24 protein-coding genes and 1 tRNA gene are annotated in these 23,156 nt (G+C 62.4%); 11 read left to right on the forward strand and 14 right to left on the reverse strand.

What is annotated here, in order from left to right; genetic code table 11:
• Positions 1 to 367: 367 nt before the first annotated feature.
• Positions 368 to 964 (forward strand): L,D-transpeptidase, encoded by a 597-nt coding sequence (locus VNZ93_RS15590; RefSeq protein ID WP_325706890.1) that lies wholly within the window; start codon positions 368 to 370, stop codon positions 962 to 964.
• Between the two features lie 46 nt (positions 965 to 1,010).
• Here the strand turns inward: VNZ93_RS15590 and VNZ93_RS15595 are convergent, their stop codons facing one another.
• A complete protein-coding gene (locus VNZ93_RS15595) occupies positions 1,011 to 1,406 on the reverse strand; it encodes a DUF971 domain-containing protein (protein WP_325706893.1) in 396 nt (131 codons plus the stop codon).
• Between the two features lie 130 nt (positions 1,407 to 1,536).
• Here VNZ93_RS15595 and moaA point away from each other — a divergent pair, with 130 nt between their 5' ends.
• The 4 genes from moaA (at position 1,537) to VNZ93_RS15615 (ending at position 5,585) form a co-directional block, all read left to right on the forward strand.
• Positions 1,537 to 2,580: a GTP 3',8-cyclase MoaA gene (moaA, locus tag VNZ93_RS15600; protein WP_325706896.1), complete on the forward strand. Its 1,044-nt coding sequence runs from the start codon at positions 1,537 to 1,539 to the stop codon at positions 2,578 to 2,580.
• Between the two features lie 29 nt (positions 2,581 to 2,609).
• Positions 2,610 to 3,509 (forward strand): DMT family transporter, encoded by a 900-nt coding sequence (locus VNZ93_RS15605; RefSeq protein ID WP_325706899.1) that lies wholly within the window; start codon positions 2,610 to 2,612, stop codon positions 3,507 to 3,509.
• A gap of 115 nt (positions 3,510 to 3,624) precedes the next feature.
• The gene (locus VNZ93_RS15610; RefSeq protein WP_325707021.1) at positions 3,625 to 4,164 is read left to right on the forward strand and encodes a TRAP transporter small permease subunit; all 540 of its coding nucleotides are present in this window, start codon (positions 3,625 to 3,627) and stop codon (positions 4,162 to 4,164) included.
• Complete coding sequence (locus VNZ93_RS15615; RefSeq protein WP_325706902.1) at positions 4,161 to 5,585, forward strand: TRAP transporter large permease subunit; 1,425 nt, start codon at positions 4,161 to 4,163, stop codon at positions 5,583 to 5,585. The genes VNZ93_RS15610 and VNZ93_RS15615 overlap by 4 nt, the downstream gene beginning before the upstream one ends.
• Before the next feature lie 59 nt (positions 5,586 to 5,644).
• On the opposite strand, the gene VNZ93_RS15620 is transcribed toward VNZ93_RS15615, so the two are convergent.
• The 3 genes from VNZ93_RS15620 to VNZ93_RS15630 all read right to left on the reverse strand — a co-directional run bounded on the left by VNZ93_RS15620 (position 5,645) and on the right by VNZ93_RS15630 (position 9,026).
• On the reverse strand, positions 5,645 to 6,733 hold the full coding sequence (locus VNZ93_RS15620; RefSeq protein WP_325706905.1) for a TRAP transporter substrate-binding protein: 1,089 nt from the start codon (positions 6,731 to 6,733) through the stop codon (positions 5,645 to 5,647).
• A gap of 165 nt (positions 6,734 to 6,898) precedes the next feature.
• Positions 6,899 to 7,987, reverse strand: coding sequence for a TRAP transporter substrate-binding protein (locus tag VNZ93_RS15625; protein WP_325706907.1), 1,089 nt, complete (start codon positions 7,985 to 7,987; stop codon positions 6,899 to 6,901).
• 157 nt (positions 7,988 to 8,144) lie between these two features.
• Positions 8,145 to 9,026, reverse strand: a complete 882-nt coding sequence (locus VNZ93_RS15630) for a hypothetical protein (protein WP_325706910.1) — start codon at positions 9,024 to 9,026, stop codon at positions 8,145 to 8,147.
• Between the two features lie 140 nt (positions 9,027 to 9,166).
• Between VNZ93_RS15630 and VNZ93_RS15635 the strand changes: the two genes are divergently transcribed.
• A complete protein-coding gene (locus VNZ93_RS15635) occupies positions 9,167 to 9,847 on the forward strand; it encodes a Fe2+-dependent dioxygenase (RefSeq protein ID WP_325706913.1) in 681 nt (226 codons plus the stop codon).
• Positions 9,848 to 9,875: 28 nt separating this feature from the next.
• Here VNZ93_RS15635 and VNZ93_RS15640 read toward each other — a convergent pair whose 3' ends face one another.
• Positions 9,876 to 10,328, reverse strand: a complete 453-nt coding sequence (locus VNZ93_RS15640; protein WP_325706916.1) for a hypothetical protein — start codon at positions 10,326 to 10,328, stop codon at positions 9,876 to 9,878.
• Between the two features lie 74 nt (positions 10,329 to 10,402).
• The gene (locus tag VNZ93_RS15645; RefSeq protein ID WP_325706919.1) at positions 10,403 to 11,536 is read right to left on the reverse strand and encodes an Mrp/NBP35 family ATP-binding protein; all 1,134 of its coding nucleotides are present in this window, start codon (positions 11,534 to 11,536) and stop codon (positions 10,403 to 10,405) included.
• 127 nt (positions 11,537 to 11,663) lie between these two features.
• On the opposite strand from VNZ93_RS15645, the gene VNZ93_RS15650 reads away from it, so the two are divergent.
• Positions 11,664 to 12,536 (forward strand): NAD(P)-dependent oxidoreductase, encoded by an 873-nt coding sequence (locus VNZ93_RS15650; RefSeq protein ID WP_325706922.1) that lies wholly within the window; start codon positions 11,664 to 11,666, stop codon positions 12,534 to 12,536.
• Between the two features lie 73 nt (positions 12,537 to 12,609).
• Here the strand turns inward: VNZ93_RS15650 and VNZ93_RS15655 are convergent, their stop codons facing one another.
• Together VNZ93_RS15655 and VNZ93_RS15660 are read right to left on the reverse strand one after the other, a co-directional pair.
• Positions 12,610 to 14,580, reverse strand: coding sequence for a caspase family protein (locus VNZ93_RS15655; protein WP_325706925.1), 1,971 nt, complete (start codon positions 14,578 to 14,580; stop codon positions 12,610 to 12,612).
• Positions 14,581 to 14,787: 207 nt separating this feature from the next.
• Positions 14,788 to 15,399: a glutathione S-transferase gene (locus VNZ93_RS15660; RefSeq protein ID WP_325706928.1), complete on the reverse strand. Its 612-nt coding sequence runs from the start codon at positions 15,397 to 15,399 to the stop codon at positions 14,788 to 14,790.
• 263 nt (positions 15,400 to 15,662) lie between these two features.
• Here VNZ93_RS15660 and VNZ93_RS15665 point away from each other — a divergent pair, with 263 nt between their 5' ends.
• From VNZ93_RS15665 to VNZ93_RS15675, 3 genes are read left to right on the forward strand one after another with little or no spacing between them, the layout of a single operon-like run.
• Entirely contained in the window at positions 15,663 to 17,222 is a 1,560-nt protein-coding gene (locus tag VNZ93_RS15665; protein WP_325706931.1) for a HAMP domain-containing sensor histidine kinase, read from the forward strand.
• Between the two features lie 55 nt (positions 17,223 to 17,277).
• On the forward strand, positions 17,278 to 17,484 hold the full coding sequence (locus VNZ93_RS15670; protein WP_325706934.1) for a DUF1289 domain-containing protein: 207 nt from the start codon (positions 17,278 to 17,280) through the stop codon (positions 17,482 to 17,484).
• Between the two features lie 3 nt (positions 17,485 to 17,487).
• Positions 17,488 to 18,189, forward strand: a complete 702-nt coding sequence (locus tag VNZ93_RS15675) for a TIGR02281 family clan AA aspartic protease (protein WP_325706938.1) — start codon at positions 17,488 to 17,490, stop codon at positions 18,187 to 18,189.
• Positions 18,190 to 18,198: 9 nt separating this feature from the next.
• On the opposite strand, the gene VNZ93_RS15680 is transcribed toward VNZ93_RS15675, so the two are convergent.
• From VNZ93_RS15680 to dusA, 3 genes are all read right to left on the reverse strand, one after another.
• Positions 18,199 to 18,522: an MmcQ/YjbR family DNA-binding protein gene (locus VNZ93_RS15680; RefSeq protein WP_325706941.1), complete on the reverse strand. Its 324-nt coding sequence runs from the start codon at positions 18,520 to 18,522 to the stop codon at positions 18,199 to 18,201.
• Positions 18,523 to 18,692: 170 nt separating this feature from the next.
• Positions 18,693 to 19,523, reverse strand: a complete 831-nt coding sequence (locus tag VNZ93_RS15685; protein ID WP_325706944.1) for a sulfite exporter TauE/SafE family protein — start codon at positions 19,521 to 19,523, stop codon at positions 18,693 to 18,695.
• 37 nt (positions 19,524 to 19,560) lie between these two features.
• Positions 19,561 to 20,574 (reverse strand): tRNA dihydrouridine(20/20a) synthase DusA, encoded by a 1,014-nt coding sequence (dusA, locus tag VNZ93_RS15690; protein ID WP_325706947.1) that lies wholly within the window; start codon positions 20,572 to 20,574, stop codon positions 19,561 to 19,563.
• A gap of 167 nt (positions 20,575 to 20,741) precedes the next feature.
• Between dusA and VNZ93_RS15695 the strand changes: the two genes are divergently transcribed.
• Positions 20,742 to 21,098, forward strand: a complete 357-nt coding sequence (locus VNZ93_RS15695; protein WP_325706950.1) for a hypothetical protein — start codon at positions 20,742 to 20,744, stop codon at positions 21,096 to 21,098.
• Here VNZ93_RS15695 and VNZ93_RS15700 read toward each other — a convergent pair.
• The 3 genes from VNZ93_RS15700 to VNZ93_RS15710 form a co-directional block, all read right to left on the reverse strand.
• Positions 21,056 to 21,394: a hypothetical protein gene (locus VNZ93_RS15700; RefSeq protein WP_325706953.1), complete on the reverse strand. Its 339-nt coding sequence runs from the start codon at positions 21,392 to 21,394 to the stop codon at positions 21,056 to 21,058. The genes VNZ93_RS15695 and VNZ93_RS15700 overlap by 43 nt on opposite strands.
• A gap of 18 nt (positions 21,395 to 21,412) precedes the next feature.
• Positions 21,413 to 21,488, reverse strand: a tRNA-Ile gene (locus tag VNZ93_RS15705).
• A gap of 245 nt (positions 21,489 to 21,733) precedes the next feature.
• Complete coding sequence (locus tag VNZ93_RS15710) at positions 21,734 to 23,110, reverse strand: PLP-dependent aminotransferase family protein (protein WP_325706956.1); 1,377 nt, start codon at positions 23,108 to 23,110, stop codon at positions 21,734 to 21,736.
• Positions 23,111 to 23,156: the final 46 nt, after the last annotated feature.

The raw sequence follows: 23,156 nt of genomic DNA on the forward strand, positions 1-23,156 counted from the left end.
TCGGGTTCCGCGGCGTGCCCGGGCAGCATCGAAGACTCGACGGCCAGCGCGACCCCGTCGAAATCGTCGCACTCCAGATCGGGCACCCCGTCGAGAATTCCAATGAGAACCGCCGCGTCGCCATCTCCTGGCTGACCGAGCGCGTTCTGGATCCGGGCGACACTGCTGCTCATGGAACCCACAGGTTGCGTATATGCAACCTATGAGAGCATATTCGATAAGTCAAACTAAAAAATTGTAGATACTCAGGCCACACTTTTTGCGCGACTGCGCCACTCCACCTGGCTTGCGAGCGCCCAAATTCTGTGGCCATCTGGATTTGGGTGGTCGCATCCGCTTCACACACATATGCGGAAGCTCGGGGGACATGCAGCTGCGTCTTTTGAAAATCGCACTTGCCTTGGTGTTGAGCGGAGCCGCCGGGTCGCTGGCGCTTGCCAACCCGGCTATTACCGATCCGGACAACCGGCTGCTGGGCGGCGCCGCCCAGGGCACCAGAATGAAGGGACTTTTTGAAATCCTTTCGCTCAAGCGTCAGGAGGTCGGGTTCGAGACCAAGGAAAAGCCCGGCACCGTCATCGTCTTCACCAAGGAGCGAAAGCTCTATTACGTCCTCGGCAACAATCGCGCGATCCGCTACGGCGTCGGCGTCGGACGCGACGGCTTCACGTGGAACGGCATCCACACCGTCAGTAACAAGCGCGAGTGGCCGGACTGGCGGCCACCTCCTGAAATGCTGAAGCGTCAGCCCGGACTGCCGCGCCACATGAAGGGTGGCCCCGGCAACCCGCTCGGTGCGCGCGCGATGTATATCGGATCGACAATCTATCGCATCCACGGCACGCATGACCCGGATTCGGTCGGCGAGGCCGATTCATCGGGCTGCATCCGGCTGACCAATGAGGACGTCATCGACCTTTATGAGCGCGTGAAGATCGGCGCCAAGGTCATCGTGGTGAAGTGAGATCCCGGCCGGGCGGGGACGTTGCGCAGCAGCGTTCCCGCCTGAGTTATGCCTTCCGGCCCGCCGGCTCGCGCGACAATCCCTTTGACGCGAGCTCGTCGAGGTAATCCTGCCAGTAGCGTGCGTGATTGCGGCCGAGTTCGCCGAAATAGTCCCACGCGTAAATGCCGGTGGAATGCATGTCGTCGAAGGTCAGCCGCACGGCGTAATTTCCGATCGGCTGGATCTCCAGGATCATCACGTCGCGCTTGCCGGGCACGGTCTTGCGCTCGTCCGGCGAATGCCCCTGCACTTCCGCGCTCGGGCTTTTCACCCGCAGGTATTCGGCCGGCAGGTCGAACCGCTCCCCGTTGTCGAAGGCAATGGAAAGCGTACGCCTATCCTTGCTCAGGCGAAGCTCGGTCGGCCAGGGACCGGACCCGGTCGCATCCGTGGAACTCATTGCGCCCTTACCCTCTCTCGCTGGACAGCCCCGGTGATCCTGATAGCGTTCCCTGCCCGGTTTCGCCACGCAGGCGGGACCGGTTTCGCGGGCGGCCTGGAAGCCCTATATGTGGGGTGAGCGATAGATCATGAATGCTGCACCGCAAACAATCCAGATTGACCGCGACAACCAGCGTCCGCCGCTGATTGATCCATTCGCGCGGCAGATTTCGTATCTGCGCGTTTCAGTGACGGACCGCTGCGACTTCCGCTGCGTCTATTGCATGTCCGAGGACATGGCGTTTCTTCCGAAGGCCGACCTGCTGTCGCTGGAAGAGCTCGATCGGGTCTGCTCGGCTTTCATTTCACGCGGCGTCAGGAAGCTGCGTCTGACGGGCGGCGAACCTCTGGTCCGTCGCGGGATCATGACGCTGTTTGCATCCCTGTCGCGTCATCTGCGCTCGGATGCGCTGGACGAATTGACGCTCACGACGAACGGCTCGCAGCTTGCGAAATACGCGGCCGAATTGAAGGACCATGGCGTCGAGCGCATCAATGTCTCGCTCGACACGCTCGATGCCGACAAATTCCGCGCCATTACACGCTGGGGCGACCTGTCGCGCGTGCTCGCCGGAATCGATGCGGCGCAGGCTGCCGGATTGAAGGTGAAGATCAACGCGGTCGCGCTGAAAGGCGTGAATGAGGACGAGATCGCGGACCTCGTTGCGTGGTCGCATGGCCGCGGGATGGACCTGACATTGATCGAGGTGATGCCGCTGGGCGATGTCGGCGAAGCGCGGCTCGACCAGTATCTGCCGCTCTCGATGGTGCGCGGCCGGCTCGCCGAGCGCTACACGCTCGACGAGATCGACTATCGCACCGGCGGTCCCGCACGCTATGTGCGCGTTGCCGAGACTGGCGGGCGGCTCGGCTTCATCACGCCGATGACCCACAATTTTTGCGAGTCGTGCAACCGCGTCCGCCTGACCTGCACTGGTACGCTGTTCATGTGCCTCGGGCAGGAGGATGCCGCCGACTTGCGTGCCCCGCTGCGCGCGTCTGAGTCCGACGACGCCCTGCATGCCGCGATCGACGCGGCCGTCGCACGAAAGCCCAAGGGCCACGACTTCGTCATCGACCGCCGTCATTCGCGTCCCGCCCTGCCCCGCCACATGAGCGTCACGGGCGGCTGACGCGCCCGTCTGTTTCGGAAAAGAATGCCGTGAGCCAGTCCGCAGCCAACCGCCGCGGCATGATCGCATTGACCTTCGGCATGGCCGCTTACACGGTCAACGATTCCTTCGTGAAGCTGGTCGCCCGCGAATTGCCGTTTGGGGAAGTCCTGTTCCTGCGCGGCTCGCTGGTGCTGCTCATCCTCGGGGCGGTGCTGGGCGCGACCGGCGCTCTTCATCACATCGTGCCGGCGGCAAAACCTGCTGTCTTGTGGCGCGCGCTTTTTGACGCGCTCGGCACGTTGTTTTTCATCGCTGCGCTCGTGAACATGTATATCGCCGACCTCTCGGCGGTCGTGATGACAGCCCCCCTGATGTTGACCGCGCTCGCCGCGATCATGCTTGGCGAGGCCATCGGCTGGCGGCGCTGGGCGGCAATCGCCGTCGGACTGGCCGGGACTTTGTTTATCGTGAAGCCAGGCGCGGGCGCGTTCGATGCCTGGGCCCTGGCCGGCATCGCATCCGCCTTGTTCTCTGCAGGGCGCGACCTGACGACAAGGCGCATCGACCCGTCCATCCCCTCTCTGGCGATCGGATTGTACGGCACATTTCTGGTGACCTTGCTTGGCGCCGGAATCGGAATGACCGAGAGCTGGTCCATGCCCAATCTGCTGCAATGGACACAGCTTGGGATCGCTTCAGCGTTCCTTGGCCTTGGCACCTATCTCGTGGTCCACGCCTTTCGGGGCGTTGAAATCGCCGCCGTGGCGCCGTTCCGCTACACGCTTCTGATCTGGATGGGGATCGCGGGCTACGTCGCCTTTGGCGAAATCCCGGATCGTTGGGCATTGGTTGGGGCCACCCTGATCGCCCTGAGTGGGCTCTATGCTCTGCACCGTGAAGCTGTAAGACGGCGAGAACTCGCCGCCACCGCGATTCCCCCGGCATAGACCATCGAACTTCCGATTGACGCTCGCCTATAGGTTCGGATTAATCGCTTTGCCGGAAGCGTCCTGGGCCAAGGGGGGACGGGCACGGCGGCCGGCTCGCTCAGGGGACGACATGCTGGATCCGTTGCTGCGGCTCAGCCGCGCCATCGACTGGGTCAACGACCAGTTTGGCCGCATTGCGACCTGGACCGTCCTGATCGCGACGCTCATCAGCGCCGGAAACGCCGTCAGCCGCTACATGTTCAGCGCCAGCTCGAATGCCTGGCTGGAAATCCAGTGGTACCTGTTCGCGGCGATGGTGCTGCTCGGTGCGCCTTATGTGCTCAAGATCAACGAGCATGTGCGCGTCGACCTGTTCTACTCGATGATGTCGGAACGCGTCCGGCTCTGGATCGACCTGCTCGGAGGCATCTTCTTCCTCCTGCCGATCTGCATCATCATGATCTACTTCACCTGGCCGTGGTTCGTTGAATCCTGGCGGATCAACGAGAGCTCCATGAATGCCGGCGGCCTTGTTCGCTGGCCGGTCAAGCTGATCCTGCCGATAGGCTTCGCTCTGGTGGCATTGCAAGGCGTCTCGGAAATCATCAAGCGCATCCAGGCGCTGATCGAACATCGCAATCTCGAGTTCGAATACGAAAAGCCCCTGCAATGATCCACTTTATCACACACAATATGGCGCCGCTGATGTTCGGCGGCCTCGTCGTCTTTTTGATTATTGGTTATCCCGCCGCATTCTCACTCGCCGCCGTCGGCCTGTTCTTCGGATTGATCGGCGTCGAACTCGGACTGATCCGGCCGGACTTCCTCGGCAACCTGACCTATCAGCTCTACGGCATCGTCTCAAACGACCTGCTGCTTTCGATCCCCTTCTTCACTCTGATGGGAGCGATCCTCGAACGCTGCGGCCTGGCCGAAGACCTTCTGGATTCCATCGGACAGTTGTTCGGGCCCGTTCGCGGCGGCCTGTCCTACGCGGTGATTTTCGTCGGAGCCATCCTCGGCGCGATCACCGGCACGGTGGCCGCATCGGTGATCGCCATGGCGGTAATTGCACTGCCGGCGATGACGCGCGCCGGCTATTCGGTCCGCCATACCACCGGCGTCATCGCGGCATCGGGCACCATCACGCAGTTGATTCCGCCCTCGCTCGTCCTCATCGTGCTGGCCGACCAGCTCGGCCGTTCCGTCGGCGACATGTACATGGGGGCAATCGGGCCGAGCATGATCCAGCTCGTCCTGTTTTGCATCTGGGTGCTCATCCTCAGCATCGTGCGGCCGCAGGACGTTCCGGCGCTGCCGCCGGAGCAGCGCACGCTTCATGGCTGGGCGCTGTGGAAGAAGTGCCTGCGCGGCATCATCCCCTCGCTCGCGCTCATCTTCGTCGTGCTCGGCACCATCTTCATGGGCCTTGCGACCCCGACCGAAGCCGGCGCGCTCGGCGTTGTCGGCGCCTTCATCCTCGCAGCGTTCAACCGCACGCTGACCTGGCCGCTGGTCTGGCAGGGCATGTCGAGCACCATGCGCATCACCGCCTTCGTGGTGTTTATCCTCATCGGCGCGCGCGTGTTCAGCCTCGTGTTCCAGGGCGTCGGCGGCAAGGAATGGATCGAGGGCTATCTGATCTCGCTGCCCGGCGGACAGGTCGGCTTCCTGTTCTTCGCCAACGTCTTCATCTTCGTGATCGCGTTCTTCCTCGATTTCTTCGAGATCGTGTTCATCGTCATCCCGCTTCTGGCGCCCGTTGCCGAGAAGCTCGGGATCGACCTGATCTGGTTCGGCGTCCTCATCTGCGCCAACGTCCAGACGAGCTTCATGCACCCGCCCTTCGGGTTCGCGTTGTTCTACCTGCGCGGCATCGCCCCGTCCTCCGTGAAGACGAAGGACATCTATCTCGGCGCAATCCCGTGGCTGTTCCTGCAGATCATTCTGGTTATCATCCTGATCTTCTGGCCGGGCTCGGTGACTTACTGGCTCGACAAGGGACCGAAGGTCGATCCCGCAACGATCAAGATCGACCTGCCGCAGATCGACATGCCGCAGCTCGATTTCAGCGATCCCAACAAGATGAAATAGGGCGCAAAAAACAAAGCCCCGGATTGCGGGGCTTTGCCGTCGTCCTTGCTACGAGATGATCAGGTGCGCGCGCGGGCGCGGATCATGAAGCTGTCGTAACCATATTCCGCGACCTGCCACCACAGATATTGCTCGTTGCGGAATGCCATCACGCTGTCGTGGATCTTCTTGAAGTCCGGATTCTTCGCAGCGGTCTCGTTGTAAAGCTCATTAGCCGCAGTGTAACACGCATCCATCGTCGCCTGCGGGAATGAACGCAACTGCGCACCGCCCGCAACGAGACGCCGGAGCGCCCCCGGATTTCCGGCATCGTATCGCGCCATCATGATCGTGTTGGCGACATGCGATGCCGACTGGACGATCGCCTGATAGTTCTTCGGCAACTCGTTCCATTTCCCGATATTGATGAAATTGTGCAGCATGGGGCCGCCTTCCCACCAACCCGGGTAATAGTAGAACGGCGCGACCTTGTGGAAGCCGAGTTTCTCGTCGTCATAGGGGCCGACCCATTCGGCCGCATCGATCGTGCCCTTCTCGAGCGCCGCATAAATATCGCCGCCGGCAAGCTGTTGCGCGACGACACCGAGCTTGGCGAGCACGCGTCCGGCAAATCCGCCGATCCGCATCTTCATGCCCTTCAGGTCGTCCAGGCTCTTGATCTCCTTCCGGAACCAGCCTCCCATCTGGGCGCCGGTGTTTCCGGCCGGAAACGCGACGATGTTATATTTCTTGTAGAACTCGTTCATCAGCTCAATGCCGCCGCCGGTGAACATCCACGCGTCGATCATGCGTTGATTGAAACCGAAGGGAACGGCCGTGCCAAAGGCGAAGGTCGGATCCTTGCCAACATAATAGTACGACGCGGTGTGACACATCTCGACGGTGCCGCTCGTCACCGCATCGGCGGCCTGCAGACCGGGAACGATCTCACCCGATGCGAAGACCTGAACGTGAAACCGGTTGTCCGTCATATCGGCCACCGCCTTCGCGAACACCTCACCCGCACCAAAGATCGTGTCGAGCGATTTCGGAAAGCTTGACGTCAGGCGCCAGCGGATTTCGGGATTCGATTGCGCGATAGCCGGGGCGGCAACCGCGCTGGCTGCAAGTCCGGCAGTCGCAGCCTTCAGAAAGTGTCTGCGTTTCATGACCACCATTCCTCTCCAGTGAAGCGCGACCTCTTCCGGGTCAGCACCGCTCAAGCGGCGGTTCTTTCGCAACACAATCATGTCGAAGGCGACTGGCGATATCCAGACGGAAAAGCAAAAGGCCGGCCCAAAGGGCCGGCCCGCAAAATTTGCTGATCAAGACGGTCAGGAGCGCGTGCGCGCCCGGATCATGTAGCTGTCATAGGCGTACTCGGCGACCTGCCACCACAGATACTCGTCGTTCCGGAACGCGACCATGTTGTCATAAATCTTCTTGAAGGCCGGGTTGTTGGCCGAGATGTCGGCATACACTTCGTTCGAAGCCTTGAAGCAGGCATCGAGCACGGGCTGCGGATAGGCGCGCAATTGCGCGCCGGACGCGACGAGACGCTTGATGGCGCCCGGATTTTCCGCGTCGTATTTCGCAGTCATTGTCATGTTGGCCGTGTCCGATGCCGATCGGATCACCTGTTGATAGCTCTTCGGCAGCGAGTTCCACTTGTCGATATTCACGAAGTGATGGATCGACGTGCTGCCTTCCCACCAGCCCGGGTAGTAATAGAACGGCGCGACTTTCTGGAAGCCGAGCTTCTCGTCATCGTAGGGGCCAACCCACTCGGCGGCATCAACGGTACCCTTTTCGAGCGCTGCGTAGATTTCGCCGCCAGCGATCTGCTGCGGGACGACACCGAGCTTCGACAGCACCTGCCCGGCAAGCCCGGCGATGCGCATCTTCATGCCCTTCAGATCGGCGAGGTCCTTGATTTCCTTGCGGTACCAGCCGCCCATCTGACAGGTCGTGTTGCCGGCGGGGAACGCAACGAATTTGAACTTCGAATAGAACTCATCCATCAGCTTGGAACCGCCATGCTGATAGAGCCACGAATTCTGCATCCGGGTGTTCAGTCCGAACGGGACGGCGCTTGCGAGCGCGAATGTCGGGTCCTTGCCGACATAGTAATACGACGCGGTCTGGGCCATCTCGACGCTGCCATTGGTGACCGCGTCAGCTGCCTGCAGACCGGGTACGATCTCGCCGGCCGCGAAAGGCTGAATCTGAAACTTGCCGTCAGTGGCTTCGGAGACCGCCTTGCAGAAGGTCTCGGCGCCCCCCCACAGCGTGTCCAGTGATTTCGGAAAACTCGAGGTCAGTCGCCATTTGATCTCGGGGCTCGATTGCGCGATAGCGGGCTTTGCAATCGCAGCCGCAGCCGCGCCCGCTCCGATCGTCGCGAGGAATTGACGGCGTCTCATTTCATGCTCCCGTAGAGTTTTTGAATTGCGGTTCTCCGCCCCGGCGACCGGCCGGCCAGCCCGAGGTGGGCCTGCCGAGTCCGAGCGTGCGACGGCTTTCACAAATCAATCGGGAAGCGTCAATGCGAAAATCGGTTACCCGGGAGCCGGCCCGAAGCTAGGGCAAATTGGAAACCGCAAGTTTGGCCGCAGATGCTGCAGACTGCAGATCCGCCAGGCTCACTTTGGCCTCTTCCGAGCGCCTGATACCGGGATAGGCTTGCCCGGCCAGTGCGAGAGCCTTCCGCAGGGCGGCCTCTTTCTGCGGAGAAATCTTCTTCAGATAGGGCAGCGCAGCCTTGGCCTGGTCTTTGGCAGCCATCGCGAAGCCGAGGCCATCGAGATACGCCTCCAGATTGTTGTCTTTCTGAACGACGGCATATTGCGCCGCAGCGCGATCGATCAGTTCCGCCGCGATCTTCGCCTTCACGGCCAGCGCCGGATCTTTCGACCTGGGCGCCTTCCTGTCGGCCGCCACGAGCGCAGCGAACACCGCGTCGGCCTTTCGCTTGACCTCGGGGACAGGCTTCTTCTCGGCCGCGGCGGCGACGGCAGCTTCCAGCTTTGCGCCCAGACCGATGACGCCGAGCTGCTTGAACACGTCTTCCATCGCGACATAAATCTCGGACAGGCCATGCGCGAACATCTGCGCGCCGGCCTCCTGTTCCTTGCCTTCATAGGCAGCAAGACCCGCATGATAATGCGCGGCGATCACCTGAAGCGCGACGCCATATTCGACCGGGTCCTTCGCGGCGGCGTCGACGTTGATGCCGCCCTCACCGCCTTCGCCCCCTTCTCCGCCCTCGCCGCCCTGACCGACGGTCAGTGCATGAGCGATAATTCGTGAGCGCACATCCGCGCTCAGGCCATCGTGCGGCATGGTTTCGGGAGAGCGTGCCTGCAGATCATTTGTCGCTGCGACCGGCAATGCCTGCGATCCCGTGCCGCCGGCGAATACGAATGCGCCGATTCCGATCCAGATCTTGCGATTGATGCTCATGGCAGGGTCTCTCAGCCGAAGTCTTTCAGCAATGACGCGCGCGACGTGCTTCCTTAGTCGCGTCATGTGGCAAGGCCAAGCACCATGTATTTGAATCGTTCCAAGCTGATGCGAGAGAATTTGCGGAGCTACGCCAATTCATGGCAATGCGTCGAGCCATGCAGATTGTGATTGCTGATATTCTCAAGGCCGATGATCTCACCGCGGTTCATGAGGCGCTGTCGGCAGTGCGATTCATCGACGGCCGCGAGACCACGGGCTTTGCTGCGCGCAAGGTCAAGGACAACCGGCAGGCCGACGCCAGGGACAAGAGCCTCGATGCCGTACGCAGCCTTGTTGCGACGCGGATCATGGAGAGCGAACTGTTCCGCATGGCCGTGCGGCCGAAGACGTTGAGCCCGCTTCTGTTCTCGCGCACCGAAGTCGGGATGCAATACGGCGTTCATGTCGATGACGCGCTGATGGGCGGCATGCGCACCGACGTCTCATTCACGCTGTTTCTCGACGCACCCGAAAGCTATGACGGCGGCGAGCTTGTGATCGAGAGCTCCGCGGGAGACGACGCGATCAAGCTGCCGGCGGGGTCGATGATCGTCTATCCGTCAACGACGCTGCATCGCGTCGCGCAGGTCACGCGCGGGCAGCGGAATGTGGTGGCCGGCTGGGCTCGCAGCTTCGTGCGCGACGCCGCACAGCGCGAAATGCTGTTTGATCTCGACACGGCGCGACGCACGATCTTCGCGCGCGATGGCAAGAGCGCCGAATTCGACCTGATCTCGAAATCGGTCGCGAACCTCTTGCGAATGTGGGCCGAAGACTAGGCCGGCGTCATCGGACGCTCGGGCCGCGTCAGTTCGCGTCCGGCGGACGGACGTTGACGTTGATCTTGATCGGCTTCCACTCGCCGTCGGACATCACGTAACCGAGGTCGTAAAATACGTGGCTCGGCTTCGTGTCGAAATGACCGGAGATCGAGAGGACGCCGCGATCGTCGACCGACGCCGGCTTTGCCGGAATCGGTGTCTTGGCAGCGATCAGGTCGATGTCGATCTTCTTGTCGACGAACGGCTTGAAGACTTCCTTCAGGCGCTCCGGCGAAAACTGGTCGCGAAACTGTTTCGACAATTTGGAATGAAGCACGGTGTAATTCTGCGTGACATTGGCGTCGTTGAACGTCAGCAGCGTGGTCTTGATCAGGACTTCCTGCATGGCCGGCTCCGGTGGCTTCTGAGCCTGCGCCGGCACTGTCCAAAGTCCGCCGACCATTGCCGTCGTAGCAAAAAGTCCCGCAATCCGAAGCACCGCCCTTCGCCCTGTCCGCATCCTGTCCTCCCAAGCCGCAACACCAATAATTGTGGCCTGCCTTCACAACGTCCTCAAGCCTCTATCACGATCTTCGGTGCCGCACGTCCGGCGCCCGGACCAGCAAGCGCATCGCGCAGCTTCTGCGCAATGTCGCGATACACCCTGGCATGCGGTCCGTCCGGCTGCGTCGCAACCACCGGCAGCCCCGCATCCGATGTCTCGCGGATCGTCATGTCCAGCGGTACCGCACCGAGGAACGGCACCTTGAGCCGCTCGGCTTCGTGCTTTGCGCCGCCATGCCCGAAGATATCGGAACGCGTGCCGCATTCCGGGCACACGAAGTAACTCATGTTCTCGATGACGCCGAGGATCGGCACATTGACGCGCTTGAACATCGCAACGCCGCGCCGCGCATCGATCAGCGCAAGATCCTGCGGTGTCGACACGATGACCGCGCCTGCGAGCGGCACCTGTTGCGCCATCGTGAGTTGCGCGTCGCCGGTGCCGGGCGGCATGTCGACAACCATCACGTCGAGATTGCCCCACTCCACTTCGCGCAGCATCTGCGTCAACGCCGACATGACCATCGGACCGCGCCAGATCATCGGCGTCTCTTCCTCGATCAGGAAACCGATCGACATCACCGCGAGATCGTAGCGGCTGATCGGCTTGAGACGCGTGCCGCCGATGGTCTGCGGCTTTTCGCGAATGGCCAGCAGCTTCGGCATCGAGGGGCCATAGATATCGGCGTCGAGAACGCCGACCTTCAGTCCGAGGTCGCGCAAAGCGAGCGCAAGGTTGATCGACGTGGTGGATTTGCCGACGCCACCTTTGCCGGACGCAACCGCGATGATCGACTTCACGCCCGGCACGCCGGCGGGCCCCGCGGGCGCGCCATGGCCATGTGGCTCATGCTGGGGTCGCGCAGGCTGGGGCGGCGGCGCACCGCGCGCGCCTCCGGCCCGCTCCGCGGTCAGCGCAACCATCGCGGAGGTGACGCCGGGCATAGCCTTCACCGCGTCCTCGACCTCTTTGCGCACGCCCTCCCAGGCCTTGACCTGCGCCGCATCGACACTGAGCGAAAAGAACACCTTTCCGTCCGTGACCATGATGTCGGACAGCACACCGGCCTCGGTCAGCTTCGCTCCGCCGGGCGCCGCGATGGACGCGAGCCGCTCGCGGATCTGGTCTTTGGTGGGCGCCACGATGCGCGGTCTCCTGTCGGTGTCTCGCCCCTAGATAGGGCGGGTTGACGGCTGCGCACAAGCCGTCACATTGGCCGCCGATTGAACGGGCTGGCGGCGATCCTGGCCGCCGCGACAGGAGGACCGTATGGCGAAGGTGGCGTTTCTGGGGCTCGGCGTGATGGGCTACCCTATGGCGGGGCATCTGAAGACCAAGGGCGGCCATGAGGTCACCGTCTACAACCGCACCGGCGCCAAAGCCGAGAAATGGGTGGCCCAGTTTGGCGGAAAGAGCGCCCCCACGCCGAAGCAGGCCGCCGAGGGCCAGGATTTCGTCATGTGCTGCGTGGGCAATGACGACGATCTGCGTCAGGTGACGCTCGGGCCAGACGGCGCCTTCGCCGCGATGAAGAAGGGAACCATTTTCGTCGATCACACGACCGCGTCGGCCGAGATTGCGCGCGATCTGTACAAGGCGGGACAGGAGCGCGGCTTTGACGTCATCGATGCGCCGGTGTCCGGCGGCCAGGCGGGAGCCGAGAATGGCGTGCTGACCGTGATGTGCGGCGGCGATGCCGAAGCGTTTGCGCGCGCAGAGAAAGTCATCGCGGCCTATGCGCGCGCCTGCAATCTGATGGGTGCGCCGGGGGCCGGCCAGCTCGCCAAGATGGTCAACCAGATCTGCATCGCCGGCCTCGTGCAAGGACTCTCGGAGGGTCTGCATTTCGCAAAAAAGGCGGGCCTCGACATCGAGAAGCTGATCGCGACGATCTCGAAGGGCGCCGCGCAATCCTGGCAGATGGAGAACCGCTACAAGACCATGGCCGAAGGCCAGTTCGACTTCGGCTTCGCAGTCGACTGGATGCGCAAGGACCTCGGGATCTGCATGGCAGAAGCCAGACGCAACGGCGCGCATCTACCGGTCACGGCACTCGTCGATCAGTTCTACTCCGACGTTCAGGCCATGGGCGGAAAACGCTGGGACACTTCGAGCCTGATCGCCCGGCTCGACCGCTTCTAAACGCGAACGAGATTACAGAATGCAAGAAGGCCGGCGAATGCCGGCCTTCTTTTGTTTTTCGGATCGCTCTCTCCTAGCGGCGTCCGCCACCGCCGCGACCGCCGCCACCACCGCCGCCACCACCGAAGCTGGCACGACCACCGCCGCCGCCGGCATTGAAGGACTGACGGGGCGCCTGGGAAAACTGGCGCTGGACCTGCACCGGGGGACGCTGGGTCTGCACCGGAGGACGCTGGATCTGCACCGGCGGACGGACCTGCTGCGGGATGGCGGGACGATTGACGGTGCTCTGGTTGATCACGGGACGTCCGGCATTGGGGTTGATGCCAGCATTCTGTGGGAAGCTCGCCGGACGGCCAGCGTTGTTGTTCTGGCCATTCGGGTTGATCACAGGCCGACCCGCATTCGGGTTGATGCCGGCATTCTGCGGAAGGCTGACAGGACGCCCACCATTGTTGTTGTTCTGACCGGCGTTGTTCGCGCCATTCGGGTTGATCACCGGACGACCGGCATTCGGGTTGATACCGCTGTTCTGCGGGATACTGACCGGACGGCCACCGTTGTTGTTCTGACCATTCTGGTTGTTGTTGCCGTTCTGATTGATGACCGGACGGCCGCCATTCGGATTGATGCCGCCGTTCTGCGGAAGGCTCGCAACCGGACGGCCACCGTTATTGTTCTGGCCATTCTGGTTGTTATTGCCGTTCTGGTTCAGCACCGGACGGCCACCGTTGCCGCCATTCTGCGGGAAGCCGATCACCGGACGACCGCCGATGTTGCCATTGACGTTGCCATTGCCGCGGCCAGGCAGATTGATCACCGGACGGCCGTTATTGGCGATCGCAACACGGATACCGAAACGGCCATCGCCGAACCGGCCTTCGCCACGACGGGGAAACGCGATGTTGATCTGACGGGGACGCTCCTCGAGACGACGGGCTGCACGAACGAGGCCGCTGTCGCGGAAGCGACGTGCGAAGTCAGCATAGTCTTCCGGACGATTGCGGTGCGTGACGATCTGCCAGGCAACCATCTGCTTGCGGCGATTGAGCAACCGGCGCACGTGATCGGCCAGGGGATCGTTCGCATACACGCGGACGAACTCCTCGTAGTACTCTTCGGAGTCTTCCGCGATCGCGACTTCATAAGCCTGACGCACCGGGCGCGAGCCGAGATCGGTAACCGCGACCTTTGCGGGCACAGCATTCGCCACCGGCGCATCGGCACTCGCGAAGAACACGAATTCGGTCTTCAGGCGCGCGCTATCCCACGGGGTCTGCTTCTTGTCGGTGGAATCGTTGACCAGGAGGCGCACCTTCTTGAAGACCTGCTCGACCGGGAGGTTCGGGGTGCGCGCGGTGCGCATGAACGCGGCAGCATACGGGCTGTGCTTGCCAAGACCGTCGAAGGCGACAGTGCCCGGCGCAGTCGAATAGGCGATCAGCGCGCCTTCGGGAGCATCGACAAGCGCAAGACCACCATTCTCGTCATTGGCGGAACCGCCGAACGGATTGTTGCGGCAGGCATCGACGACAACAATGCGCGCCTTGGTCTGCGTCGCTTCGAGCGCCGCCACGATGTCGGCGAGCTTCACACCCTGTTCCGGCAGATCGTTTTCGTCGGAGAACTTCGCGTCAATCGGGATCAGGTAATTTTCACCATCGGCCTGGACGCCATGGCCGGCGTAGTAGACCATCGCGACGGTATTGTTGCCCTTTTCAAGAACGCGCGCCGCAAACTCCTCGACCGTCTGCTTCATGATATCGCGGGTGAGGTCGAAGGCCATCACGACTTCAAACCCGGCCTGGTTCAGCATTTGCGAAACGGCCTGGGCGTCGTTGACCGGATTGTTCAGCGGCTTGTTCACCTGATAGGCGGAATTGCCGATGACCAGCGCGACCCGGTTCTCGGACTGGGCTGCCTGGGCAAGCTCGAAGCCGGTCGATGCCGGCGCCTCGGTCCGCTCCTGGGCGGTCACGGAGGTGGCAAAAGCCGCGGCAGCGGCGGCGGCAATCAGGAACGACGCGAACCCCTTCCGAAACATGACGTCCTCCATGAGCAGAAATGAATGGGCTTGGAGGTTCGTCGTGCAGTCTGCCTGAGCGGTTCACTGCAGCCTATGAGCTTGGTCACACTGGAGGGCAAATCCCGTTCAAACATCCGTGTATACCGGGGCGTGCGCCGCACCACCACCGCGCGAAATATAGCAATCCGTTTTGTTATCAGTGGCTTGGGCCAAATATTCGCGCAATCAGGCCTTGGCGCTGGGCCGTGCGGATAACTCCGCATACCAGCGGCCGACATGGGTGAACTCGGCCGGCACGGACATCTTCGCGGCCCGCATGAAATCCAGCGCGATCAGGCCGGTAATGTCCGCCACCGAGTAGCTGTCACCAGCGGCGAAACGCCGCCCGGCCAGTTCGCGATCCAGCAACGCCAGAAATTCCAGCACCCGCGGCTTGTTTGCCTCGCCCCAGGCTGCCACCTGCGGGACCTCGTGGTCTTTCATGCCCGGATGCAGGTGGCGGAAAACCTGCTGGATCCCCGCGAGCAGGTGCAGTTCGATCCGCCGCTGCCACATCTCAACTAGCGCAATCTCGAGCGCCCCTGTCCCGAACAGGGGCGGTTCGGGCTTCAGCGCCTCGAAATAGCGGCAGATCGCGATCGATTCGGTGATGACCGTGCCGTCGTCGAGCACCAGCGCAGGGACCCGCCGCATCGGATTGATCGCGGCAAAGGCGTCCGAGCGATGCTCCATCGCGCCGAGGTCAACCGGCGCGATCGGGATCTCGATCCCCTTCTCCTTCAGGAAGATCCGAACGCGCCGCGGATTGGGCGCTCGACCGCCGTCATAGAGCCGCACGGGGTAACCCTCCGTTAGTCCGGAATGCGCATCTGGATAAGGTTGCCCTTAAGGTTTTTGGGTGAGTTTGGCCAGCGCGATTGGTCGGACTTGTCCCCTGCTGGCTCCGCGATCGCTTTCGACGGGATTTCAACCAAACCACGCTGAAATCAACGAGTTACCGCTGTCCTTGAATCCAGAACTCGCTCCGGGGAGGTCCCGGATTAAGGCGAATTTCGGATTTGAAGCGCTAGTGTTTTCCGGGAAGCCAGTGAAGTTCGCGTATGACCACGAGTAACGCCAGCGACGCACGCGAGGAGGCCGCATCCAGGCGGCGCCGGGTAGCGGCGCAGCGCGTGCGGGATGCGCGCGACCGGCTGACCTCAGCCAGCGGGACCCGGCCGGTCTTCGATTACGAACTGATGCGCATGTTCGCGCAGAACCGGCTGTCGGCGTCGCTGGTTGTTCTGCTGCTGGTCGCAACCGTCGGCTTCATGTCCAGCCTGTGGACCGGTGCGGCAACCGCGGGCGTGTGGACCGCCGGCGTTCTCATCATCCATGCCGTCATGATCACCAAATGCCGGCAATTCCTTGCGACGCCGCCGGCCGAGGTGAACATCAAGGCCTGGCGCATCCGCTTCATATTGCTCGACCTGTTCTTCGGTCTCGCCTGGATGTTCAATCTGGTGCACCCCGTCGGCGTCTCGGACAATACCGGCACCTTCATGCTGTTCGTGATGCTGCTGGTTGTCGCCGTGTCCAGCATGCTGGCCTTCTCGCTGCCGATCGCCGTGTTCGCCTCAACCGTGCCGGTCACGGGAGCGGTCGCGATCAACTTCATGCTGAAGGGCAACCTGCACGACTACATCCTCGCGATCATGGCGATCACGGCGCAGGGTTATTTCCTCCTGCTCGCCCACCGGCTCTACTCGTCCGCATTGCAGACGCTGCAGGCCCGCGCCGAGAAAGACATGCTCATCGGCGAACTGGAACAGGCCAAGACCATTTCCGACGAAGCGCGCCATCGCGCCGAGGCCGCCAATATCTCCAAGTCGCGCTTCCTCGCGCAGATGAGTCATGAGCTGCGCACGCCGCTCAATGCGATCCTCGGCTTCTCCGAAGTGATGAAGAACGAGATTTTCGGTCCGCACGCTGTCGCAGCCTACAAGGACTATTCGAACGACATCCACGATTCCGGCCAGCACCTGCTCGGCCTGATCAACGAGATCCTCGACCTGTCGCGTATCGAAGCCGGCCGCTACGAACTCAACGAGGAAGCGATCTCGCTCGCTCACGTCGTTCACGACTGCCATCATCTCGTGAAGCTGCGCGCAAAGAACCGCGGCATCGTCATTCACGAAGTATTCGAGGCGGATTTGCCGCGGGTCTGGGCGGACGAACGCGCGATCCGGCAGATCGCACTGAACCTGTTGTCGAACGCGGTGAAGTTCACGCCGCAGGGCGGCGAAATCTGGGTGAAGGTCGGCTGGACGGCATCCGGCGGACAATATTTCAGCGTCAAGGATACCGGCCCTGGAATTCCCGAGGAGGAGATCCCGGTCGTGCTCGCATCGTTCGGGCAAGGGTCGAACGCCATCAAGTCCGCCGAACAGGGCGCGGGCCTCGGCCTGCCGATCGCCAAGAGTCTCGTGGACCTGCATGGCGGCTCGTTCACGCTGAAATCCAAACTGCGCGTTGGCACCGAAGTCATCGTGTCGATCCCGCCCGAGCGGGTCATGGCAGCCCTCGCCCCGCTGTCGGAGCCCTCTCCCGCCCTTCAGCCGCAGATCCCGTTCGAGAGGCGAGACGCGTCGCAGTCTGCGGCCGGCAAAGCCGCGGATTAGCCGCTGGATTGCCTTTCGCTCAACCGCGCCTATCTTGCGGACCGACGGTCCCCGCATGTCCGCAATCGAAACACCCTGTCTGAAGATCTGCGTTCTGGAGCCCGGCTCGCAACTGTGCCGCGGCTGCGGCCGCACCATCGCGGAAATCGCGGGCTGGGGCACGCTCCCGGCAAGCGAACGACGGCGGATCATGGCATTGTTGCCGGATCGAATCGCGGCAATGACAGCGCCCGCGAACAACCGCGCCGGGGCGAAGGAATAGCCGTTGCGTAGCCGGATACTTTGGCTCCTGTTGATCGGCCTTGCGCTGGCCGCCATCGTGCTCGTGGCGCGGCACGATGCCGGAACCGTCGGACCGCTGAGCACGGACGACTTCGCTTCGCTCGCGGTGAAAATCGCGCTGCTCGTGTTTCTGGGCAGCAGCGCGCTCGTCGTATTTAGGGAAAGCATCGGCAAGGCGCTGCAGATCGTGCTGATCTGGGTCGTGATCGGCTTTGCCCTCGCGCTTGGCTACACCTACCGCTTCGAACTGCGCGATACCTACGACCGGGTCATGGCCGAGATGGTGCCCGGCCGCGCGGCGACCCGCGGACGCATCGTCGAGATTGCGCGCGGCCGAGGCGGATCGTTCGATGTGGCAACGCGGGTCAATGGCGGCAGCGTGCCAATGGTTCTCGATACCGGCGCGAGCGCCGTGGTGCTGACGCAGGAAGCCGCAAAGGCTGCGGGCCTTCCGCTTGAAGTCCTGAGTTACAGCGTCACCGTCGACACCGCCAATGGCAAGACACGCGCTGCCGCCGTAACGCTCGACAGCATCAGCGTTGGCGGACTTGTCGAGCGGTCGGTCCCGGCGCTGATCGCACAGCCCGGACAATTGCGCACGAGCTTGCTCGGCATGAGCTTCCTCAACCGGCTCGAAAGCTGGGAAGTGCGCGGCGATCGGCTGGTGCTGCGCGGCTATCCGTAGCCGGGGCAATCACCGCTTCGGCGATTTCGGCACGGCGTGCCGCCATGCCATCTCAAGCGCCTGGCGCAAATCCGCAACGCTCAATTCGGACAGGGTCGCAGTGGTCCAGCCCTGCCGTCCCCATCCGCCAGCGACGGGTTGAAAGGCGCGCGGCGCAAGCAGGCATTTGAACTCCTGCTCGTCCGGTGTGAACTTGAAATTCGCGGTCCGTCCGTCTGCGGCGAGCGTCACGAAGATGCGCTTCACCTTGAACGCGGCGCGATCAAAATGCGGCGCCTCTGTCGTGCCCTCCAGCGACAGCGCGATGCGGCGCAGATCGGCAGGCTTGGCCATCAGGACGCCTGCGCCCGCGGATCGTAACGTCCCGCATTCCAGAGATGGCCTTCAGGATCGCGGCACGAGAAGGCGGCGCGACCGCGAGCGTGGCTCATGTCGGTTTCCTCCGGATATATTCGGACTGAGATCCATCCGGGAGAACGATGGATTGTCGATGATCGAGACCCTTAAGGCAGCAGGCTCACGATAAACCGAAATGCGACGATCCAAAGGAAAATCCCGAAGGCGAGTTCCAGCTTGCGCCGCGACAGGGCATGCGCGATCCGCGCGCCATAGGGCGCAACAAACGCGCTGACCGGCGCCATCAATGCAACACCGATCAGCGACACATATCCGATCGACAGGGGCGGCATCAGCGCCTGGTGCGACAATCCGGCGATGATAAAGCCGATGGTCCCGACCACGGATATGATCACGCCGACGCCGGCGGAAATGCCGACGGCCGCATGGATCGGCTGACCATAAAGGCTGAGGATCAGCGTCGAGACCGCCCCGCCGCCAACGCCCATCATGGCCGAATAGAACCCGATGAAGAGGCCATATACCGTCATCAGCGCGCGGCCGGGCAGCGTCCCGGCGATTCGCCAGCGCTCATTGGCGAACAGGAATTTTGCGCCGAGCAGAAGCGCCATCACGGCGAAGAAGCTCTTGAATATGGGTGCCGGCGCCAGCGCCGCGATCACCCCGCCCACAATCACTCCGACCGTGATGGGGACGATCCAGGCCTTCAGAACGCCGGTCGGCAATGTTCCGCGCGCGCGATGCGCGAGATAGGAGCGGATCGAAGTCGGGATGATGATCGCAAGCGATGTCCCGACGCAGAGCTGGATGCGGATGTCTTCCGACACACCGAGGATGCGGAAGATTTCGTACAGCACCGGCACGATGATCGCGCCGCCGCCGACGCCGAACAGACCGGCCAGCAACCCGGTCAGAACGCCGCCGATTACGATCGCAACCGCAAGCAACGCCAGCTCGCTGGCCGGAATGCCGAACATTGGAGCCCCAGGGGAAAAGCCGGCCAAGCGGCCGGCGTCAGGCCGCAGCGGTGTGCGGCATTGCAGCGCCGGTGTCTACCACCAGCGCGAGCGCGTCGCGCAGGACAGCTATGCCGGCATCCGGCTTCACAGCATGCACCGCGATATGCCGCCGGAAAGCGCGCGCACCGGGCACGCTGCGAAACAGGCCGAGCACATGCCGCGTCATCGCATGCAGTCGGGTGCCGGCTGCGAGTTCGCGTTCGACATAGGGAAAGAATGCTTCAAGCGCCTGTTTCGGATTGGCGAAGGTCGCCTCCCCGCCGAACAGCGCTGCGTCGGCCGCGAGCAGCCGCCACGGCTCCTGATAGGCCGCGCGTCCCATCATCACGCCATCGACATGCTTGAGATGGTCCGCGGCAGCCTCGATCGAACCTATGCCGCCGTTGATCGAAATATGCAGGTCCGGATGCGCAGCCTTCAGCCGATAGACACGTTCGTAATCGAGCGGCGGGATGTCGCGGTTCTCGCGCGGCGAAAGACCCTGCAGCCACGCCTTGCGCGCATGAACAATCAGCGCATCGACGCCGGCCGCCTTGACTGACAGCGTGAGCGCATCGAGGGCGACCTCCGGATCCTGATCGTCGATCCCGATCCGGCATTTCACGGTGACGGGAACGCTGACCGCCTGCTTCATTGCGGCGACGCATTCGCCGACGAGCTTCGGCTCCGCCATCAGGCAGGCCCCGAAGCGGCCATCCTGGACGCGGTCGGACGGACAGCCGACATTGAGATTGATCTCGTCGTAGCCGAAGTCCTGCGCGATGCGCGCACTTTCGGCGAGCTCTCGGGGATCGGACCCGCCGAGTTGCAGCGCGACCGGGTGCTCCGTCTGATCGAAGCGCAGGAGTCGCTTGCGGTCGCCATGCAGCACGGCGCCCGTCGTGATCATCTCGGTATAGAGCAGCGAGCGGCGCGTCAGCAGGCGATGGAAGACGCGGCAATGCCTGTCCGTCCAGTCCATCATGGGTGCAATGGAAAGTCGTCTATGTGACGATAAGCAACTTGACATTGAGTTCACTGAGGAAAGTCGTTGAGGGCTGTTGCGACTGATACTACCGACATTGCGAATATCGCAGCAAAAACAGCCGATTTTAGACCCCGGAGCCACAATGTAGCACCGAGAAGGTCAATGTAGCACCGAATATAGTCCTATCATCGACAAAAGGAGAAACAGCGATGAATACATACGGATTTAAGCCATGGGATGCTTGGGCCAAGCACAAAAACGGAGTTAGAGATCGGCTTCACCGTTTTGACATTCTTGAGGTTGGCAACGGCCCCAGGCGGGTCATTGCCGAGAATGTCCGTCGCGAAGAAGAAGCCCGCCTGATTGCCGCCGCTCCTGATATGCTTGAAGCGCTTAAGGCTCTCGTTGATGACCAGTGGGACGAAATGGACGACGAGGATTTGCAGTACGAACTTTCTCAGGGCAACGAGATGGTCAGGCCCTACATCGCCGCACGCGCCGCCATCGCCAAAGCCGAAGGCCGTCACCTCCGCAGCGCATCGAAAGCTGACCGAACCGGAGCTTGAGCGGAGACAATGCCGCGCTTCTTCTGACGGCGGTAGTACCAGACGATCAGTGGCGTCGCGATCAACGCGGTGGCGCCACATAGGAGACCTGAAAGAAAATACTCTTGAGGCGCAATAACTCCGCCGTGTGATCCGGTCAGGCTAAGCAGCAGGCCAACCGCTACTCCGACAATCGGAGAAACAGTCATGACTGCAACCATAACTAAGATCGTATAAAGCCAGCCGTTCGGAGCCACTGAAGAAGCCCACCGCGCCACCAAGAGGACAGCACCAAACGTCAAAACGACAGTAACCATTTATCGGCTCCTAAACACTGGTCGCCCCGGCTGGACTCGAACCAGCAACCTAAGTCTTATGAGGACTCAGCTCTAACCGTTGAGCTACAGGGCGAACAGCAGACTATTTACCAATCCCGTGAGGGGTAAGGCTTGCGCGGTCTGCCAGCGACGGCGGGAGCGACTGTAGGCGACTTGGTTTCCGCGTTCAATCACGGCCAAAAGGCTGAAAACCTTGGTGCTACAGAGAGTGCTACAAGCACTCAAAACGCCGATGAAATAAGGGCTTCCGTCCAGTCCATCATCGGGGCGATGGAAAAGCGCGCCCCGCTGCTGCGATCCTTGTAGGTCATGGCCGTCCTATACCACCTGCTGCAGCGCGTGGCTGCGGCCGAGCGTCCTTATAAGGACGTGCAGCGCGCTCGCAAGGTCGGCCCGGTTTCGCGCCGCTCCGAGACAAAGCCGGACCGCCGGCGGCGGATCGCGATCGACCGCAAAGGCCTCGCTGCCGACCACCGCGATGCCTTGCTGAAACAGGTCCGACACGAAGGCCGTCCGGTGCCACACCGATGGGAGCATCAGCCAGAGATGGTGCCCCTTCGGATGCGCAGCGAACGAAAATCCTTTCAGCATGCGGGCCGCGAGCTGCTGGCGGCCGGCAGCCTCGTCGCGGATCGCAGCCATGATCCGGTCGGCCTCACCCGAGCGCAGCCACTCGAGCGTCAGGGCCGTCATCAGCGGCGGCGCCATCTGGCTCGTCGCCTGCAGGCTGCGGCGCAAGGCGAGTGCCGATGCCTCGTCCGGCGTGACCAGGAACGACACGCGTAAGGCCGGCGCCAGCGCCTTGGAAAGGCTCACCGTCAGATAAGTCTGTTCGGGGATCAGGTCGGCCAGCAATTGCTGCGCGGGATCGAGCAAGCCATAGGCATCGTCCTCGATCAGCATGACCTTCGCGCGGCGCAATACACCCGCGATCTCCTTGCGACGCCCTTTGCCCATCGTCGCGGTCGTCGGATTGTGCATCGTCGGCGTCAGGTACACGGCCTTCGGCCTGTGCTGCCGGACCGCTTTCGCGAGCGCATCGGGGACTGCGCCCTGCTCATCCATCGCAACGCCGACGAGTTTCAGCCCGAGCCGCTCCGTAATCGCCTTCACACCGGGATAGGTCAGCGCTTCGGTCAGCACCGTGTCGCCTGCCTTCAGGCCTGACAACAGGATGTTGAATATCGCGGTCTGACTTCCCGGATAGATCACCACCCGCTCGGCGGAGATGGCCGGCAGCCGCGTCCGCAGCCATTGCGCGACCGTCTGCGCCTCCGCCTCACTGCCTCCCGGAGCCTGATAATTCAGGAAGGACGAGAGGCCGATGCGTTCGTTGATCGCCGCAAGCCCGCGCATGATCCGGCCATCAAGGCCGGCCTCGACCGGCTGAGGCGGAACATTCATCGATAGATCGACGCTGATCGTCTCGGCGAGATCGCGGAAGGCCCGTGCGGTCGATTCCGACACGAAGGTTCCCTGCCCGACCCGGGCATCCAGCAGCCCGCGCCGGCGGGCATCGCTGTAGGCGCGCGTGACCGTGGTCAGATCGATCCCGAGCGCATTGGCGAGCGCCCGGTGGGTCGGCAATTGCTGCCCGCGCCGGAGGCGTCCGCTGGCGATATCGCTCTCGATGGCGTCCGATATCTGCCGGTAGAGTGGGCCGGATGCGTCGGCGATTGTAGGGACCCAATCCATGCAATCCGGCCAATCCGCCCTTCATGTTTCCATACAAATGACTATT

This window comes from Pseudorhodoplanes sp. (assembly GCF_035565795.1).
Classification (GTDB): Bacteria; Pseudomonadota; Alphaproteobacteria; order Rhizobiales; family Xanthobacteraceae; genus Pseudorhodoplanes.